Source organism: Syntrophotaleaceae bacterium, assembly GCA_041390365.1.
Taxonomy (GTDB): Bacteria; Desulfobacterota; Desulfuromonadia; order Desulfuromonadales; family Syntrophotaleaceae; genus JAWKQB01.
The window spans coordinates 734,926-749,834 of sequence record JAWKQB010000001.1; the positions used below are offsets into that span (position 1 = coordinate 734,926).

The 14,909-nt window shown below is 58.3% G+C and carries 12 protein-coding genes; 10 read left to right on the forward strand and 2 right to left on the reverse strand.

The features are described from left to right. The first annotated feature begins 135 nt into the window (after nt 1–135). Complete coding sequence (locus tag R2940_03520) at nt 136–351, forward strand: hypothetical protein (protein ID MEZ4598843.1); 216 nt, start codon at nt 136–138, stop codon at nt 349–351. A 27-nt stretch (nt 352–378) separates the two neighbouring features. Then, on the forward strand, nt 379–1,497 hold the full coding sequence (locus R2940_03525) for a glycerate kinase (GenBank protein ID MEZ4598844.1): 1,119 nt from the start codon (nt 379–381) through the stop codon (nt 1,495–1,497). A 69-nt stretch (nt 1,498–1,566) separates the two neighbouring features. On the opposite strand, the gene tgt is transcribed toward R2940_03525, so the two are convergent. Next, nucleotides 1,567–2,688 (reverse strand): tRNA guanosine(34) transglycosylase Tgt, encoded by a 1,122-nt coding sequence (gene tgt / locus R2940_03530; GenBank protein ID MEZ4598845.1) that lies wholly within the window; start codon nt 2,686–2,688, stop codon nt 1,567–1,569. A gap of 233 nt (nt 2,689–2,921) precedes the next feature. Between tgt and ftsH the strand changes: the two genes are divergently transcribed. Continuing rightward, nucleotides 2,922–4,889, forward strand: a complete 1,968-nt coding sequence (gene ftsH / locus R2940_03535; protein ID MEZ4598846.1) for an ATP-dependent zinc metalloprotease FtsH — start codon at nt 2,922–2,924, stop codon at nt 4,887–4,889. A 54-nt stretch (nt 4,890–4,943) separates the two neighbouring features. On the opposite strand, the gene eno is transcribed toward ftsH, so the two are convergent. After that, nucleotides 4,944–6,236, reverse strand: a complete 1,293-nt coding sequence (gene eno / locus R2940_03540; protein MEZ4598847.1) for a phosphopyruvate hydratase — start codon at nt 6,234–6,236, stop codon at nt 4,944–4,946. Between the two features lie 196 nt (nt 6,237–6,432). Between eno and R2940_03545 the strand changes: the two genes are divergently transcribed. The 7 genes from R2940_03545 to R2940_03575 all read left to right on the forward strand — a co-directional run bounded on the left by R2940_03545 (nt 6,433) and on the right by R2940_03575 (nt 14,634). Beyond that, a complete protein-coding gene (locus R2940_03545) occupies nt 6,433–7,455 on the forward strand; it encodes a PhoH family protein (protein ID MEZ4598848.1) in 1,023 nt (340 codons plus the stop codon). A gap of 6 nt (nt 7,456–7,461) precedes the next feature. Then, complete coding sequence (locus R2940_03550; GenBank protein MEZ4598849.1) at nt 7,462–9,852, forward strand: HDIG domain-containing protein; 2,391 nt, start codon at nt 7,462–7,464, stop codon at nt 9,850–9,852. Next, a complete protein-coding gene (ybeY, locus tag R2940_03555; protein MEZ4598850.1) occupies nt 9,752–10,216 on the forward strand; it encodes an rRNA maturation RNase YbeY in 465 nt (154 codons plus the stop codon). The genes R2940_03550 and ybeY overlap by 101 nt, the downstream gene beginning before the upstream one ends. 6 nt (nt 10,217–10,222) lie before the next feature. Then, a complete protein-coding gene (locus tag R2940_03560; protein ID MEZ4598851.1) occupies nt 10,223–10,927 on the forward strand; it encodes a diacylglycerol kinase in 705 nt (234 codons plus the stop codon). 54 nt (nt 10,928–10,981) lie between these two features. Continuing rightward, on the forward strand, nt 10,982–11,845 hold the full coding sequence (locus R2940_03565; GenBank protein ID MEZ4598852.1) for a hemolysin family protein: 864 nt from the start codon (nt 10,982–10,984) through the stop codon (nt 11,843–11,845). Further along, nucleotides 11,845–13,383 carry an apolipoprotein N-acyltransferase gene (gene lnt / locus R2940_03570; GenBank protein MEZ4598853.1) on the forward strand — a complete coding sequence of 513 codons (1,539 nt, stop codon included), beginning with the start codon at nt 11,845–11,847 and terminating at the stop codon, nt 13,381–13,383. The genes R2940_03565 and lnt overlap by 1 nt, the downstream gene beginning before the upstream one ends. Before the next feature lie 138 nt (nt 13,384–13,521). After that, a complete protein-coding gene (locus R2940_03575; GenBank protein ID MEZ4598854.1) occupies nt 13,522–14,634 on the forward strand; it encodes a Glu/Leu/Phe/Val dehydrogenase in 1,113 nt (370 codons plus the stop codon). Nucleotides 14,635–14,909: the final 275 nt, after the last annotated feature.

Here is a 14,909-nt window from a genome sequence, read left to right on the forward strand (position 1 = left end):
GGTTCTGTGAGAGGGATGAGGCGAACCTGATCAGTTCGCCTCACCCTACTCGATAAACTCTGAGACCCTGTCTTCCCCGGGAATATGCGGTTGGTTTTCGGCCCGCCGGGCTCAGACAGGGGAAAGGACGATCGCATGCAGAAACTGAAGCAGTTTGTCATCAAAATGGGAAAACAGCAGACGCTCAAGGTTTTCCCCTCGTGCAAGACCTGCGGAGGGGAATCCGAAGGGGCCGGATATTTTTGCGGCAGCGATTCCGAGGGAAACGGATTCGTCATCTGGATCGATGACGAACAGGTCTGCCAGGTCCTTGAAAGGGTTTTGGCTGAGCAGCTTCCTGCCGGGGAGTGAATCGTTGCCAAGAGGTAATGGACGCGCATGAAAGTCGTGGTGGCTCTCGACAGCTTCAAGGGGAGTCTGACAGCCATGGAGGCCTGCGACCTTGTCGCCCGGGTCCTGCGAAGCAGATATCCCCGATGGCAGGTCGTCACCCGGCCCATGGCGGACGGAGGCGAAGGCACCGCTGCCGTTCTGCGCGCGGCGGCAGGGGGACAATGGGTCCGTTTGCCAAGAGTGACCGGGCCGCTTCCGGGTATGGTCGTCCCGGCCGGGTATGCCTGGCTGCATCAGTCCCGCACCGCCGTTGTCGAAATGGCCGCTGCCAGCGGACTGGCCCTGCTTCCCAAAAGTCTGCGCAACCCCCTGCTGACCACCACCTTCGGCACGGGGGAGCTGATCGCGGATGCGATGCAACGGGGTGCCGAAGAGATCTACCTGGCCCTGGGCGGAAGCGCGACGGTGGATGGAGGGACGGGCGCCGCCCTTGCCCTGGGCTGGAGGTTTCTGGATCGGCGGGGGATGGCCTTTTTTCCCCGGGGCGGGACCCTTCAGCGGATTCGCCGCATACTTCCTCCGGCAAAAAGGTTTCCGCGAATCGAGGTGCTGTGCGATGTGTCCAACCCTCTGTGCGGGCCAAAAGGGGCCGCCAGGGTTTTTGGTCCACAGAAAGGTGCAACACCGGCCATGGTTCTGCAACTCGAAACAGGTCTGCGCCATCTGGCCGACCTGATGCGCCGGCAGACGGGAAAAGAGATGCTGCAGCTTCCGGGCGGGGGCGCCGCCGGCGGATTCGGAGCCGGAGCGGCGGTTTTCTTCGGAGGGCACCTGGTTTCCGGAGTGAGTGCTGTCGTTAAGGCTACAGGTCTGGAAGCAGCTTTGGAGAAAGCGGACTGGGTCATCACCGGCGAAGGGTGTTTCGATGAACAGTCCCTCCATGGCAAAGTGGTCAGCGGGGTCAGGGATGCCGCCCGGAGCAAAGGCGTGAAGACGGCCCTGCTCGCCGGAAGAGTGAAGCTGCCCGAAAAGGCATGGCGAGCCGAGGGAATTTCCTTCAGCGAAGCCGCCGCCGGCGAGGACCTCGATGAAGAGCGCGCCCTGGCCGAAGCCGGCTCCCTGCTCTCCAAGGCCGCAGCCCGGCTGGGCTCGGTTTTGAACTGACCTTCCTGTCCCTGTTGTCCCTGCCGTCCTTTATGTTCCCGTCAATCAGCCCTTGCCAAAGTGCGGACGTCAACCGGATTGGCCGTCGTCGGTGCCGTATTCCTGGAGAAATGCCGCTTTGAAAGCCTTGAAATCATTCCTTTCGATGGCCTGCCGGGCATCGCTCATCATATTGAGGTAGAAGCGGACATTGTGGATCGCCGCCAGGGTAGCGGACAGGATCTCATTGGAGCGGAACAGGTGGTGGAGATAGGCCCTGGTGAAATTTTTGCAGCAGTAGCAGTCGCAGGAGGGATCCACCGGGAAAAAATCGCGCCGGTAGCGGCGGTTGGTGAGACGGATCTTCCCGCGCCGGGTAAAGAGCGTGGCACTGCGGGCATACCGGGTGGGGATGACGCAGTCGAACATGTCCATGCCCCGTTCGACGCTCTCCAGGATATCCTCCGGAAGACCGACCCCCATCAGATAGCGCGGCTTGTCCGCAGGCAGGATGGGAGCGGTGTATTCGACCACCTTCTTCAGCAGATCCAGACCCTCGCCGACGCTGACTCCGCCGATGGCATAGCCCGGAAAATCGAGGCTGCCGAGGGCCCGGCCGCATTCCTGGCGAAGATCTTCGTAGATGCCTCCCTGCACGATACCGAACAGGGCCTGGTCGGAACGGCGGTGATGTTTAAGGCATTCCTCAGCCCAACGCAGAGTCTTGCGAATCGATTTGGCCGCGTACTCATGGGTGGCCGGAAAGGGGATGCACTCGTCGAAGGCCATGATGATGTCGGCGCCGAGGGTGTTCTGAATAGCCATGGCTTCGGCCGGACCGAGGAAAATCTCTTCGCCGCTGATTTCATGCCGGAAGAAAACCCCCTGTTCGGTGATGCGCTTCTTGGGCAGGGAAAAAACCTGAAAACCTCCGCTGTCAGTCAGGATCGGATGGGGCCAGTGCATGAACCGGTGCAGACCGCCGGCCTTTTCCACCAGCCCCTCTCCCGGAGAGAGGTGCAGGTGGTAGGTATTGGACAGAATGATCTGGGCACCGGTTTCCTCGACCTGGGCCGGGGTCATGGCCTTAAGAGCCCCGTGGGTTCCGACCGGCATGAAAATGGGTGTTTCGATGACGCCGTGCGGCGTCGACAGGCGGCCCCGCCTGGCCGCCGAATGGCGATCGGTATTTAACAAGTGAAAATCGAACATGGCTGACCCTTTCTGATTCCCGACTGAGCCGGGAATGTAACAGAAACCTGACCTGAGCGCAACAAGCTGGCGGGTTCCTGAACAGTCGGTGCTTCGGTTGCCAAAGAGACAACTATTGACTACAATTTTATGACAAATATCAACAACTTCTTTTTTCGTCCAAGCTGTTCCGGGCTATGTCCTGTCTTTTCCGGCCAGCTTTCCTTCTGCTTTTGGGAGTTCAGGTTGGAATCATGAACAAATATTTCTGGCGACAGGCCGTCGCGATCCTGGCGGTGGTTGTCATCTTCAACTATCTCTACGTGAAATTCAACCCGGCCCAGAACGATCCAACGGCCTCGATCAGCTACAGCCGTTTCAAAACCGAGCTCGCCGAGGACAATATAGCCCGGGTTCTTTTCCAGGGAAGCGAGCTGTCCGGGGAATTCCGGGAAAAGGTGGCTGTGGCAAAAGGCCCGCAGGCGGCAGAGCAGGGGCAGGAGGGCGAGCAGGTCCTCTATCAGGAGTTCCAGACCCATCTGCCGCCGGTTGAGGACCCCGGTCTGATGCAGAGCCTGCAACAGGCCCAGGTCGAGGTCGAGGTCAAGCCGGAAGAGAAACCGTCAGCATGGACCACCGCCCTGCTGTATCTGCTCCCCTGGGTGCTGATCATCGGCGTCTGGTGGTTCATCCTCAAGGGGATGCGCTCCCGACAAGGCGGGGGCGGCCTGATGGGGGGATTTTCCAAATCGGGAGCCCGCCTGTATGTGGAGCAGAAATCGAAGGTGACCTTCAAGGACGTGGCAGGCCTGGAAGAAGCGAAACAGGAGTTGATGGAAATCGTCGAGTTCCTGCGCAATCCGAAGAAATTTACCCGGATCGGCGGCAAGGCTCCCCGGGGCGTTCTCTTGGTCGGACCGCCCGGCACCGGAAAAACCCTGATGGCACGGGCGGTTGCCGGGGAGGCTGAAGTCCCCTTCTTCTCCATTTCGGCCTCCCAGTTCATTGAAATGTTCGTAGGGGTCGGCGCCAGCCGGGTCCGCGACCTGTTCAATACGGCCAAGAAGAGTGCGCCCAGCATTATCTTCATCGACGAGCTCGACGCGGTCGGCCGTTCCCGGGGGACGGGCCTTGGCGGCGGCAACGATGAGCGGGAGCAGACCCTCAATCAGCTGCTCTCGGAAATGGACGGTTTCGATCCCCATGAAGAAGTGATTATCATGTCGGCCACCAACCGCCCGGACGTTCTCGATCCGGCCCTGCTGCGTCCCGGACGTTTCGACCGCCAAGTCATCGTGGAGAGGCCGGACTGGCGGGCCCGGGAGGAGATCCTCAAGGTCCACACCCGCAAGGTGCCCCTGGACAAGGACGTCGACCTTCGCACAATTGCCCGGGGCACCCCGGGGATGTGCGGAGCCGATCTGGAAAACCTCGTCAACGAGGCGGCCCTGATCGCGGCCCGCCATGATATGGATCGGGTCTCGATGGAACATTTCGAGCAGGCGAAGGACCGGATCCTGATGGGGTCGGAGCGAAAACTTGTTCTTTCCGACCAGGAAAAGCGCATAACGGCTTTCCACGAAGCGGGCCACACCCTGATCGCCCGCCTGTCTCCCGGGGCCGATCCCATTCACAAGGTTTCGATCATTCCGCGCGGGCGAGCCCTGGGTGTCACCCAGCAGCTGCCCATAGACGACAGGTATCACTATTCCCGGACCTACCTGACGACGCGCATTGCCGTCGTTCTCGGGGGCAGGGCGGCGGAGAAGGCTGTCTTCGGGGAGCTGACCACCGGCGCGCAGAACGATCTGCAACAGGCCACCGACCTGGCCGAGAAGATGGTCTGCCAATGGGGGATGAGCGACAAAGTCGGGCCGATGGCCTTCAATCGAGGAGAGGAACATCCCTTCCTGGGGCGCAAGCTGGCGACCAGCAATGCCTTCAGCGAACAGATGGGCTGGATCATCGATCAGGAAATTGAAAAAATCATCAAGGAAGCGGAACAGCTTGCCGACCGGATGGTGGCCGATTACCGCCCGGCCCTGGAAAAGCTGGCGGCGGCTCTGCTGGAGGAGGAGGTCCTGAGCCGGGTCCGGGTCGATGAGATTCTTCGCGAGTTCGGCATCAGGCCGCTTGTGGAGCATGCCGATTCCCGGCCGGAAGAGGGGGAGCAAGCAACCCCGGCACCCGGTGACCTGGGCAAGGAAACGGGGAGTGGGTAAAAAAAAGAGCCTGCGGTGTTCCCGCAGGCTCTTTCCGAATCGAGCTTGGTATTCCTATTTCCGGCGCAGGTTATAGAATACGTCCCGGCCTTTGAACCGTGCCGTATCGGCCAGTTCGTCCTCGATACGGAGCAGCTGATTGTATTTGCAGACCCGGTCGGTCCGGCAGGCCGAACCGGTTTTGATCTGACCGGCATTGGTGGCCACCACCAGATCGGCGATGGTGGTGTCCTCGGTTTCCCCGCTGCGGTGGGACACTACTGCCGTATAGCCGGCACGCTTGGCCATTTCGATGGCGTCCAGGGTTTCGGTCAGGGTTCCGATCTGATTGAGCTTGATCAAAATCGAGTTGGCGATGCCTTTTTCGATACCCTGTTTCAGAATGCCGGTGTTGGTGACGAACAGATCGTCGCCGACAATCTGGATGCGGCTGCCAAGGCGCTCGGTCAGCAGCTTCCACCCTTCCCAATCGTTTTCGGCCATACCGTCTTCGATGGAAATGATCGGGTAGCGGTTGACCAGATCCTCGTAGAAATCGATCAGTTCCTTGGAGCTCTTTTCCGGTTTGGCTTCATTTTCGAGCAGGTATTTGCCGTCCTTGAACAGTTCAGAGGCGGCGACATCGAGGGCCAGGAGGATCTCCTCGCCGGGGGTGTAGCCGGCGGCGCGGATCGCTTCCATGATCACTTCCAGCGCCTCTTCATTGCTCTTCAGGTCGGGGGCGAAACCGCCCTCGTCGCCGACGGCGGTGTTGTAGCCCCGGCCCTTGAGAACCTTTTTCAAGGCATGGAAAATTTCCGCCGACATGCGCAGCGCTTCGCGGAAGGATTGGGCGCCGGCGGGCATGATCATGAATTCCTGAATATCGACATTGTTGTCGGCGTGGGCGCCACCGTTGAGGATATTGAGCATTGGCAACGGAAGTTCGCGGGCATTCGGTCCGCCGATGTACTGGAAGAGGGACAACCCCAGGTCCTCGGCTGCCGCGCGGGCACAGGCCAGAGAAACCCCCAGCAGGGCGTTGGCTCCCAGATTGCACTTGGTTTCGGTGCCGTCCAGGGCGAGAAGCTTGCGGTCGATTCCGGCCTGATCGGTGATCTCCCAGCCGATCAGTTCCTCCGCAATGATTTCGTTGACGTTTTCCACCGCTTTCAGCACCCCTTTGCCAAGGTAGCGGTCCTTGTCTCCGTCACGCAGCTCCAGCGCTTCCCGTTCGCCCGTCGATGCACCGCTCGGTACGGCTGCCCGGCCCATGACGCCCGTTTCCAGATAAACCTCCACCTCGACGGTGGGATTGCCCCGGGAATCCAGAATTTCCCGGGCATAGATATCGACGATTTCACTCATGTCAGTCCCTCTTTCGGTATAAAATTATTTGAGCCGGTTAACCGACCATCCGAATCCGTATTTATAGCACATCCGGGCGGAATTGAAACCATTTTTCCTAAACTTTACAGTCGCCGGGGATTTGAAAAGGATTGCTTTTGGACGTGGACAATGTTATGTAGTCGGCGTATGAAACCTAATTCGAAAAGGATTTTTTTTGAATAGCAGCAATACTCAGGGTCGATTCAGCGCCGACGACCAGCAGCTGGCGAATCAACTCTTCGGTCAAGCCAACAAAAATCTGAAACAGATCGAGAAAACCCTAGGGGTTCGCCTGAGCTCCAAGGGTTTCGATCTTTTCATACAAGGCGAAGCGGAACAGGTGCAGCTGTGCCAGCGTTTGCTGGAAGAACTCTACACGCTGTTAAGGGAAGGCTATCCCCTTTATCCGACCGATATCGACTACGCGGTCAGGATACTTTCCGCAGATTCCAGAATCCGATTAGGGGATATTTTCCTCGATACCATCTGCATTTCCGCCCGCAAAAAAAGGATTGCTCCAAAAAGCCTGGCGCAGAAGACCTACATCGACGCCATTCGCGACAATGACGTGGTTTTCGGCATCGGGCCGGCAGGCACCGGCAAGACCTATCTTGCCATGGCCATGGCCGTTTCCTTTCTGATGAAGAAGGAAGTCGCCCGCATCGTTCTGGTCAGGCCTGCCGTGGAGGCGGGGGAGAGGCTCGGATTCCTTCCCGGCGATATTGCCGAAAAGGTCAATCCCTATCTTCGACCCCTGTACGATGCCCTGTTCGACATGGTGGATCGTGACAGAGGTCAGGAATTGATCGACAAAGGGGTGATCGAGGTGGCGCCTCTGGCCTTCATGCGGGGCAGGACCCTCAATGACGCCTTCGTCATCCTGGACGAGGCGCAGAATACTACCGCGGAACAGATGAAAATGTTTCTGACCCGGCTCGGATTCGGCAGCCGGGCGGTCATTACCGGGGATATCACTCAGATCGACCTGCCCTCCGGGAGGGTATCCGGTCTCCGCGAGGCGCTCGATATCCTGAAGGGGATCAAAGGAATTTTTTTCAATTATTTCACCGATCGTGACGTGGTACGGCACCCAATTGTACAGGCCATCGTTCAGGCCTATCACCGGGCGGAAGGGACCGGCCTCCGGCCCGCCGACCGGAGGGGCCGAGAGGACAATGCCGATGATCGGCAGAAGTGATTTGCAATGACGACCAGCAAACCTGAACGCAAGTCCGAGGCTCCACGGCGCCGATGGCACCGCTTCTGTTCCGTCTTCCCCTTGTTTAAGCCCTTTCACAAGGAGCAAAACCAGCGCTACCTGCTGCTTTTCGGGGTTGCGCTGATCATAACCGCCATCATCGTGCCCAAAGGCGGGTTTGTCCCCGGGTACTATTCGCCGGGCGACATTGCCTCCCGGGATATCAAGGCGTCCCGCGACCTGCTCCTGCCGGACCAGCCACTCACGGAAAAAAAGCGGGATGAAGCGGCCAGGGCCATCCTGTCTCTATACGATTTCGATTCCCGGGCCGGTGAGGAGACAGCCGGCCGTCTGTTCCAGATCTTCAACCAGCTCGGAACCACCCTTCAAACCGAAACTCCTCTGCAGAACGTTTTCCCCAAGGATGAAAATTCCCCCGTCAGCGAGCTCACGGAAGATGAATTGATTCTTCTGGCCCGGCTTTCCTCCCGCGACCAGGTGGCAAAGGATCTGCAGAAACTTCTGGTCGCATCCTTCAAAAATCTGATTGTGGGCAATCTGCAGGTTTTCGAATCCAGTTGGGATCGCGGAATTATTGTCCGCGACCTGGTCAATCACGGGGAACGGGCCGTCATGGACGCCAAGCAGGTGACGGGAATCGGCGACGTTTTCGATCAGGTGGAGAGAGAAATCGGGAAAATGGACGATCTCTCTCCCAACCAGCGGATCGTGCTCCTGAAGCTCCTGCGCAAGATGATCCGCCCCAACCTGACTTTCAATCAGAACGAAACCGAGGAACGGCGGCGCAAGGCCGGTGAACTGGTCAAGCCGGTGCTGTTCCAGATGAAGAAGGGGGAGATGATCGTTCGCGAGGGCGAACGGGTCACCGAGGAGCAGATCCGGAAGCTGCGGGCGATGCGGGCCGTGAGCGGCAACTACAGTACGCTGCTGACCGGTCTGGGCCTACTGCTCTGCATCCTGCTGCTGATTTACCTCGGCCATCGCTTCGCCCGTTCCAACATCAGCAAATACCGACCTAAAACATGCGATCTCCTGGTGATGGCGCTGGTGTTCGTCAGCCTGTTCATTCTGATCAAGGTGGCCATTTTCATCTCGACCGCTCTGGAAAGCGCCTTTCCCTACATCGAATCGTCCAGCTACTACTATGCCATTCCCTTCGCTGCCGGCGCCATGCTGATCCGCATCGTTCTGAACAGCGAGGTGTCCCTGATTTTCTCCCTGGCCTTCAGCGCCCTGGTCGGGATTCTGTTCGGCAACAATTTGTTCATCGCCGTCTATGCCCTGGTCGGCAGCCTCACAGGGGCCAACTGGGTCAGGCAATGTTTGGAGCGGGCCACGCTCTACCGCGCCGGAATACGTCTGTCGATGGTCAATTTTCTGCTGGTGCTCAGCATCCATCTGATGGCGGGCCGGGGGGTCGATTCGCAATTTTTCTACAAGGCCGGTTTCGGCCTCGCCGGTGGCTTTTTCTGCGCTCTGCTGGTGACCGGACTGATCCCCCTGATCGAATGGCTGTTCAAATACACCACCGACATCAAACTGCTGGAACTGGCCAACATGAACACCCCGGTGCTGCGGGAGCTGATGATTCAGGCACCCGGGACCTATCACCACTCCATCATTGTCGGAAATCTGGCCGAGGCCGCCGCCGAAACCATCGGTGCCAATCCTCTGCTGGCGCGGGTTGCGGCCTACTACCACGATATCGGCAAAATTCGCAAGCCCCTCTATTTCGTTGAAAATATCGGCTGCCAGGAAAACCGGCACGACAAGCTGACTCCCTCCATGAGCGCCCTGATTCTTATGGCCCATGTCAAGGACGGCGCCGATATGGCTCGTGAAAACAAACTCGGTCAACTGCTGGTGGATATCATCCGGCAGCACCACGGCACCGCTCTGATAAAATACTTCTTCGACAAGGCCAAGCAAAGCTCTGATCCCGGGGTCCATCAGGTTAATGAGCGGGATTACCGCTACCCCGGGCCCAAACCCCAGAACCGGGAGGCGGCGCTGATCATGCTGGCCGATGCCGTTGAGGCGGCCAGCAGAACGCTGACCGATCCCACTCCGGCCCGGATCCAGGGGATGGTGCAGAAGATCATCAACAATATTTTCATCGACGGCCAGCTCGACGAATGCGAACTGACCCTCAAGGATCTCCACAATATCGCTAAGAGTTTCAATCGAATTCTGTCCGGCATTTTCCATCACCGCATCGATTACCCTGAGCCGGTGCACAAGGAGCGGGAAAAGGAACCGGGAAAAAGGAAGAACGGTGAAGATTCACATCGAGAATCGGCAGACGAGTCAAAAGATAAAGACGGCACCTCTGGAAAAAGCAGCACGGAAGATCTTAAACGCCTTGGCATGTCCTAAGGACAGCGAACTGTCCATCGTCATTGTCAGCGATGACCAGATCCGGGAGATCAATCGGGATTACCTGCAGCGGGACAAAGCCACCAATGTCATCTCCTTTGCCATGCAGGAAGGGGAGGGAGCCGGACTGCAACCCGCTCTGCTGGGAGACGTCGTCATCAGTGCCGACACCGCTGCCAGGGATGCTGAAGAGGCCGGGCTGCCCTTCGAGAGCGAACTGTATTTTCTTCTGCTGCACGGCATCCTGCACCTGGTCGGTTACGATCACGAGCGGGGCACTGAGGAGGAAGCCCGCCGGATGGAAGCCAAAGAGGAAGAGATATTTGCTATGATTGAGGACGAAATTCTTTCCTGCCCCCGGTAGCCAGTCATGCTGATGAAACCTAAAGGAGTCGTGGCCAGTTTCTACTGTGCCATTGAGGGAGTTCTCTGGTCGGTACGGACCCAGCGGCACATGCTCTACCATATGCTGGCAGCCCTGACCCTGCTGCTGGCGGCTCTGTCTTTTCACATCTCGACCCTGGAATTCATTCTGCTGGTTCTTGCGGCGATGCTGGTGCTGATTTCGGAGCTGCTGAACACGGCTCTGGAAGCTGTCGTCGACCTGGTCTCTCCCGAGTACCACCCCCTGGCCCGCAGGGCCAAGGATGTGGCTGCAGGCGGCGTGCTGGTCGCCTGCATCGGAGCGGCGATCATGGGTTACATGGTCCTGGCGCCCTATCTCTTCCCGGTGGAAAAAATCCCCTTTCCGTCGCTCAAAAGGCCGCCGGGAGAACTGGCCGTCGCCTCCATCCTGACCGTGACGATTCTGGTGGTGCTGATTAAAGCCCGTATCGGCCGGGGCCGACCGCTGCATGGCGGCATGCCGAGCGGCCATGCGGCTTTTGCTTTTTCGATAGCGACGTCCGTGGTCCTGTCCGAAGTCGGCCCGATCCTTGCTCTGCTGACCTTGACGTTGGCAGCCCTGTTGGGGCAGAGCCGGGTTTTTCTGAAAATTCACACCAGTACGGAAGTGCTGGCGGGCGCTCTACTGGGGATCGCGGTCACGGCCCTGCTTTATTTCCTTTTTGGTTGAAATCAGAGGGTAAAGATAAAACGCTCGATCCAAAATTAAACAAGGAGAACCTTTTTGGACGCAGACAGTCCCAGCGATAAAAACATTTTCAAATCAAGCTTTTTTCGGCGTCTTCTATTCGGCAAACTTCGTGTGACCAGCGAGAAGGAATTGCAGGAGGTGATCAATGCCTCCGAAGAGGAAGGGATCATCAACGAAGAAGAAGGAGAGATGCTGCACTCCATCTTCGAGTTTGGTGACACGATCGTCAGGGAAATCATGGTGCCCCGTACCGATATGATCTCCTGCAGTACTCAGGCGACGGTGACCGATCTGCTGAAGGCGATCATCACCTCCGGGCATTCCCGGATTCCTATCTACGAAGGGAGCAACGACCGCATCGTCGGTCTCGTTTACGCCAAGGACCTTTTGAAATACTGGGGCTGCAGCGATGACGAGCTGAAGGTCAGCCAGGTGATGCGAGCTCCGTTTTTCGTTCCTGAAACCAAAAAAATCGAGGAACTGCTCAAAGAGTTCCGCACCCGCCGCATGCACATGGCCATCGCCATCGACGAATATGGAGGCACCAGTGGACTGGTGACCTTCGAGGACCTGCTGGAGGAGATCGTCGGGGACATTCAGGACGAGTACGACCTGGAGGAAGACTGGCTCAGTGAGGAAGAGGACGGTTCAGTGCTGGTCGATTGCCGTCTGAACATCGACGAATTCGCCGAATATTTCGATGTCCGGATTCCCCGGGACAAGTTCGATACGGTCGGCGGCTGGCTCTTCGACCTGCTGGGGCATGTCCCACTGCAGGGAGAGGAGACCGTCTACGGCAACCTGAGCATTCAGGTGACGGAGGCCGATGAGCGAAAAATCCGCCTGGTTCGGGTTCGCCGACTTGAACCTGTGAAACAGGTGGAGGAAAACGGCTGATGCAGTTGAAACGCTTTCTTCCGGATCCGGTTTCAAGCCTGGCCCTCGGCTCGGGGCTGCTGCTGGCTCTGTCCTTCCCTCGCCCGGATGTGGCGTCGCTTGCCTGGTTCGCACTGGTGCCGCTGTTCATGGTGATGAACGAGCGGCCCTTCCATACCGGCTTTCTTGCAGGGACCGGGTTTTTTGGGCTGGTGCTTTACTGGCTCAATATCGTCATGACCACCTACGGCCGGCTTCATCCCGTCCTCTCGGTGGTGGTCTATCTGCTGCTGGTTGCCTACCTTTCCCTTTTTTTCGGCGCCGCCACCTGGGCGGCCTGTTACTGCCGGGAAAAATTGGGGTTTTCCACCATCATTACCCTGCCTGTTTTCTGGGTGGCACTGGAGTTTGTGCGCTCCTTTCTTCTGACCGGGTTCCCCTGGGCCACCCTCGGATACTCCCAGCAGTCGCACCTGGCCCTGATTCAGAGCGCTGACCTGGTCGGTCCCTACGGATTGAGCTTTCTGCTGATCCTCTCCAATGCGAGTCTTGCCCGGGCCGGGTGTGAAATCCTGCAAAAGCGTTTTTCCAATCTGCCCTGGACGGCTCTGCTGGTCACGGCCTCGATGTTTGCCGCCAATCTTGAATACGGGTTCTTCCGGCTGGACCATCAAGTTGATGAAAGAAGCAAATCGGCGGAGACCCTGCTCGTTCAGGGATCCATCGATCAGTCTGTTAAATGGAACCCGGCCTATCAGGCCCGGACCATCGCTATCTATCGCGACCTCTCCATGCCGGAATCGGAGAGCCCTGCAACGGATCTCATTATCTGGCCGGAGAGCGCGGTTCCTTTCTTCTTCCAGGAGGGGGGTGCACTGGCCGAAGCCGTTCTCCAGGTCCCGGTACAGACCGGTGCCTATCTCCTTATGGGCAGCCCTGCCTACGAGGCGGGCAGCGAGGGGGAGCAATATCTGAACAGCGCCTTCCTGCTGTCTCCCGAGGGCAGGATTCTCGGTCGCAGCGACAAGGTCCATCTGGTTCCTTTCGGGGAGTATGTTCCACTCGGCCGTTTGCTGCCTTTCGTGGACAAACTGGTGGTCGGGATCGGCGATTTTTCTCCTGGCAAGGTCAGTCCCTTGCAGATGAACGGAGGCCGCATCGGGGTTCTGGTCTGTTTCGAAAGCATTTTTCCCGAATTGGCCCGCGATTATGTACGGCAGGGCAGCGACCTGCTCGTCAATATCACCAACGATGCCTGGTTCGGCCGATCCTCTGCGCCTTACCAGCATCTGGCCATGAGCCGCTTCAGGGCCGTGGAAAACCGGGTCTGGGTGGCCCGTGCGGCCAATACCGGCATTTCCGCCTTCATCTCGCCCTCCGGCGAAATCGTCGCCAAGTCCCCCCTGTTCGAACGCCTGGCCCTGAAAGGGCAGGTGGGCCTCGGCGCCCAGCCGACCATCTATACCCGTTTCGGCGATATCCTGCCGATCCTGTGCCTGATTCTTTCCGCCGGGTGGCTGGTGTACGCCCGCCTGTTCTCAGGCAAGCGGAAGTTGTAAAGTCACTCCCTGCGGTCATCGTTTTGCGGGATGACTCGGCTATATTATTGACAATCTTCCGTTTGACGCCAAAATTTAATCAAGCTGTTGCTTCTGCTCTTCTGCCGTGATGACTCTTTTCAGATGAATCGAGGTGTTATGGAAAACCTGTTTTCTCTGGCTGACGAATGGGGACCCGCGAAAATCATCCATGTCTACGAACCGGTTATCGGTCTTAAAGGCATTCTGGTGGTTGACAATGTGGCCGTCGGGCCGGCCATCGGAGGATTGCGCATCGCTCCGGATGTCAGCGTCGAGGAGTGTTTTCGGCTGGCGCGAGCCATGAGTCTGAAAAATGTCGCCGCCGGGCTGCCCCACGGCGGAGGCAAGTCGGTTCTGTTCGGCGACCCCAAAATGCCCCTGGAGCGAAAAGAGCAGCTGGTACGAGCCATGGCCTGCGCCCTGCGCGATTGCCGCGATTATATTTTCGGGCCGGACATGGGCACCAATGAGACCTGCATGGCCTGGATCCGCGACGAGATCGGGCGGGCCGTCGGACTGCCGGAGGAGTTGGGCGGAATCCCCCTCGACAAGTTCGGCGCCACCGCCTGGGGACTGGTTCATTCCATCGAAACGGCCCAGGAATACTGCGATTTCCAGTTAAAGGGTGCGCGGGTGGTCGTGCAGGGATTCGGTGCCGTAGGCCAGCATGCGGCCCGCTTTCTTGCCGAACGGGGGGCCCTGCTGGTAGCGGCCGCCGATTCCCAGGGGGCGGTTTACCATCCGGACGGTCTCGATGTTCCGGTTCTGCTGGCCTTGAAGGAGAAGGGGGGCAGTGTCCTCGATTATGAACAGGGAGAGAAGCTCGACCGGGATGCGGTGATCGATATCGAATGCGACATCTGGATCCCAGCCGCCCGGCCGGATGTCATAGACAAGGGGAACGTCCATCGTCTGAAAACCCGCCTTGTCGCCCAGGGGGCCAACATTCCCCTGACCCTTGAAGCCGAGGAGTCTCTGCACCAGCGGGGGGTGATCTGTCTGCCCGATTTCATCGCCAACGCCGGCGGGGTCATCTGCGCCGCCATGGAGTATCATGGCGCAGGCAAAATTTTTGCCTTCCAGATGATCGAGGAACGGATCCGGGCCAACACCCGGGAGATGCTGGAGCGGGCCGAAAAGAAAAAGCTCCCGCCCCGGCGGGTGGCTGAGGAGTTGGCCTTCGAACGTTTGAAAAAAGCCATGGAGACCAGACGCTGGACCTTGTTCTGATTGTTTGAGTTTAATTCTGTTCCAGGTGGGGTATGACCCAGTAGTGGGGCGTTGTGAAGCGAGGCATGCCACAGAAATTCAGGGTAAGACCTCGGCTGATGGAGTCGGATCAAACGAAACCTCTTGTTTCATGCCAAAGTCTTGATCGCCCTGCGAGCAAGACCTCTGAACGCCCCCTCTTCCTTCCTTTTTCGATTCAGGCATTTCCATTTTCCTCTTGGCAAATTCCCATCTCGCTTTCCAGCAGAAGCCGTAGATAAACAGCCTTTAAAAGG

Excerpts from the sequence above, each read along its gene's own strand:
- R2940_03520 (MEZ4598843.1), top strand. The coding sequence starts at position 136 with ATGCAGAAACTGAAGCAGTTTGTCATCAAAATGGGAAAACAGCAGACG.
- R2940_03525 (MEZ4598844.1), top strand. The coding sequence starts at position 379 with ATGAAAGTCGTGGTGGCTCTCGACAGCTTCAAGGGGAGTCTGACAGCC.
- tgt (MEZ4598845.1), bottom strand. The coding sequence starts at position 2,688 with ATGTTCGATTTTCACTTGTTAAATACCGATCGCCATTCGGCGGCCAGG.
- ftsH (MEZ4598846.1), top strand. The coding sequence starts at position 2,922 with ATGAACAAATATTTCTGGCGACAGGCCGTCGCGATCCTGGCGGTGGTT.
- eno (MEZ4598847.1), bottom strand. The coding sequence starts at position 6,236 with ATGAGTGAAATCGTCGATATCTATGCCCGGGAAATTCTGGATTCCCGG.
- R2940_03550 (MEZ4598849.1), top strand. The coding sequence starts at position 7,462 with ATGACGACCAGCAAACCTGAACGCAAGTCCGAGGCTCCACGGCGCCGA.
- R2940_03560 (MEZ4598851.1), top strand. The coding sequence starts at position 10,223 with ATGCTGATGAAACCTAAAGGAGTCGTGGCCAGTTTCTACTGTGCCATT.
- lnt (MEZ4598853.1), top strand. The coding sequence starts at position 11,845 with ATGCAGTTGAAACGCTTTCTTCCGGATCCGGTTTCAAGCCTGGCCCTC.
- R2940_03575 (MEZ4598854.1), top strand. The coding sequence starts at position 13,522 with ATGGAAAACCTGTTTTCTCTGGCTGACGAATGGGGACCCGCGAAAATC.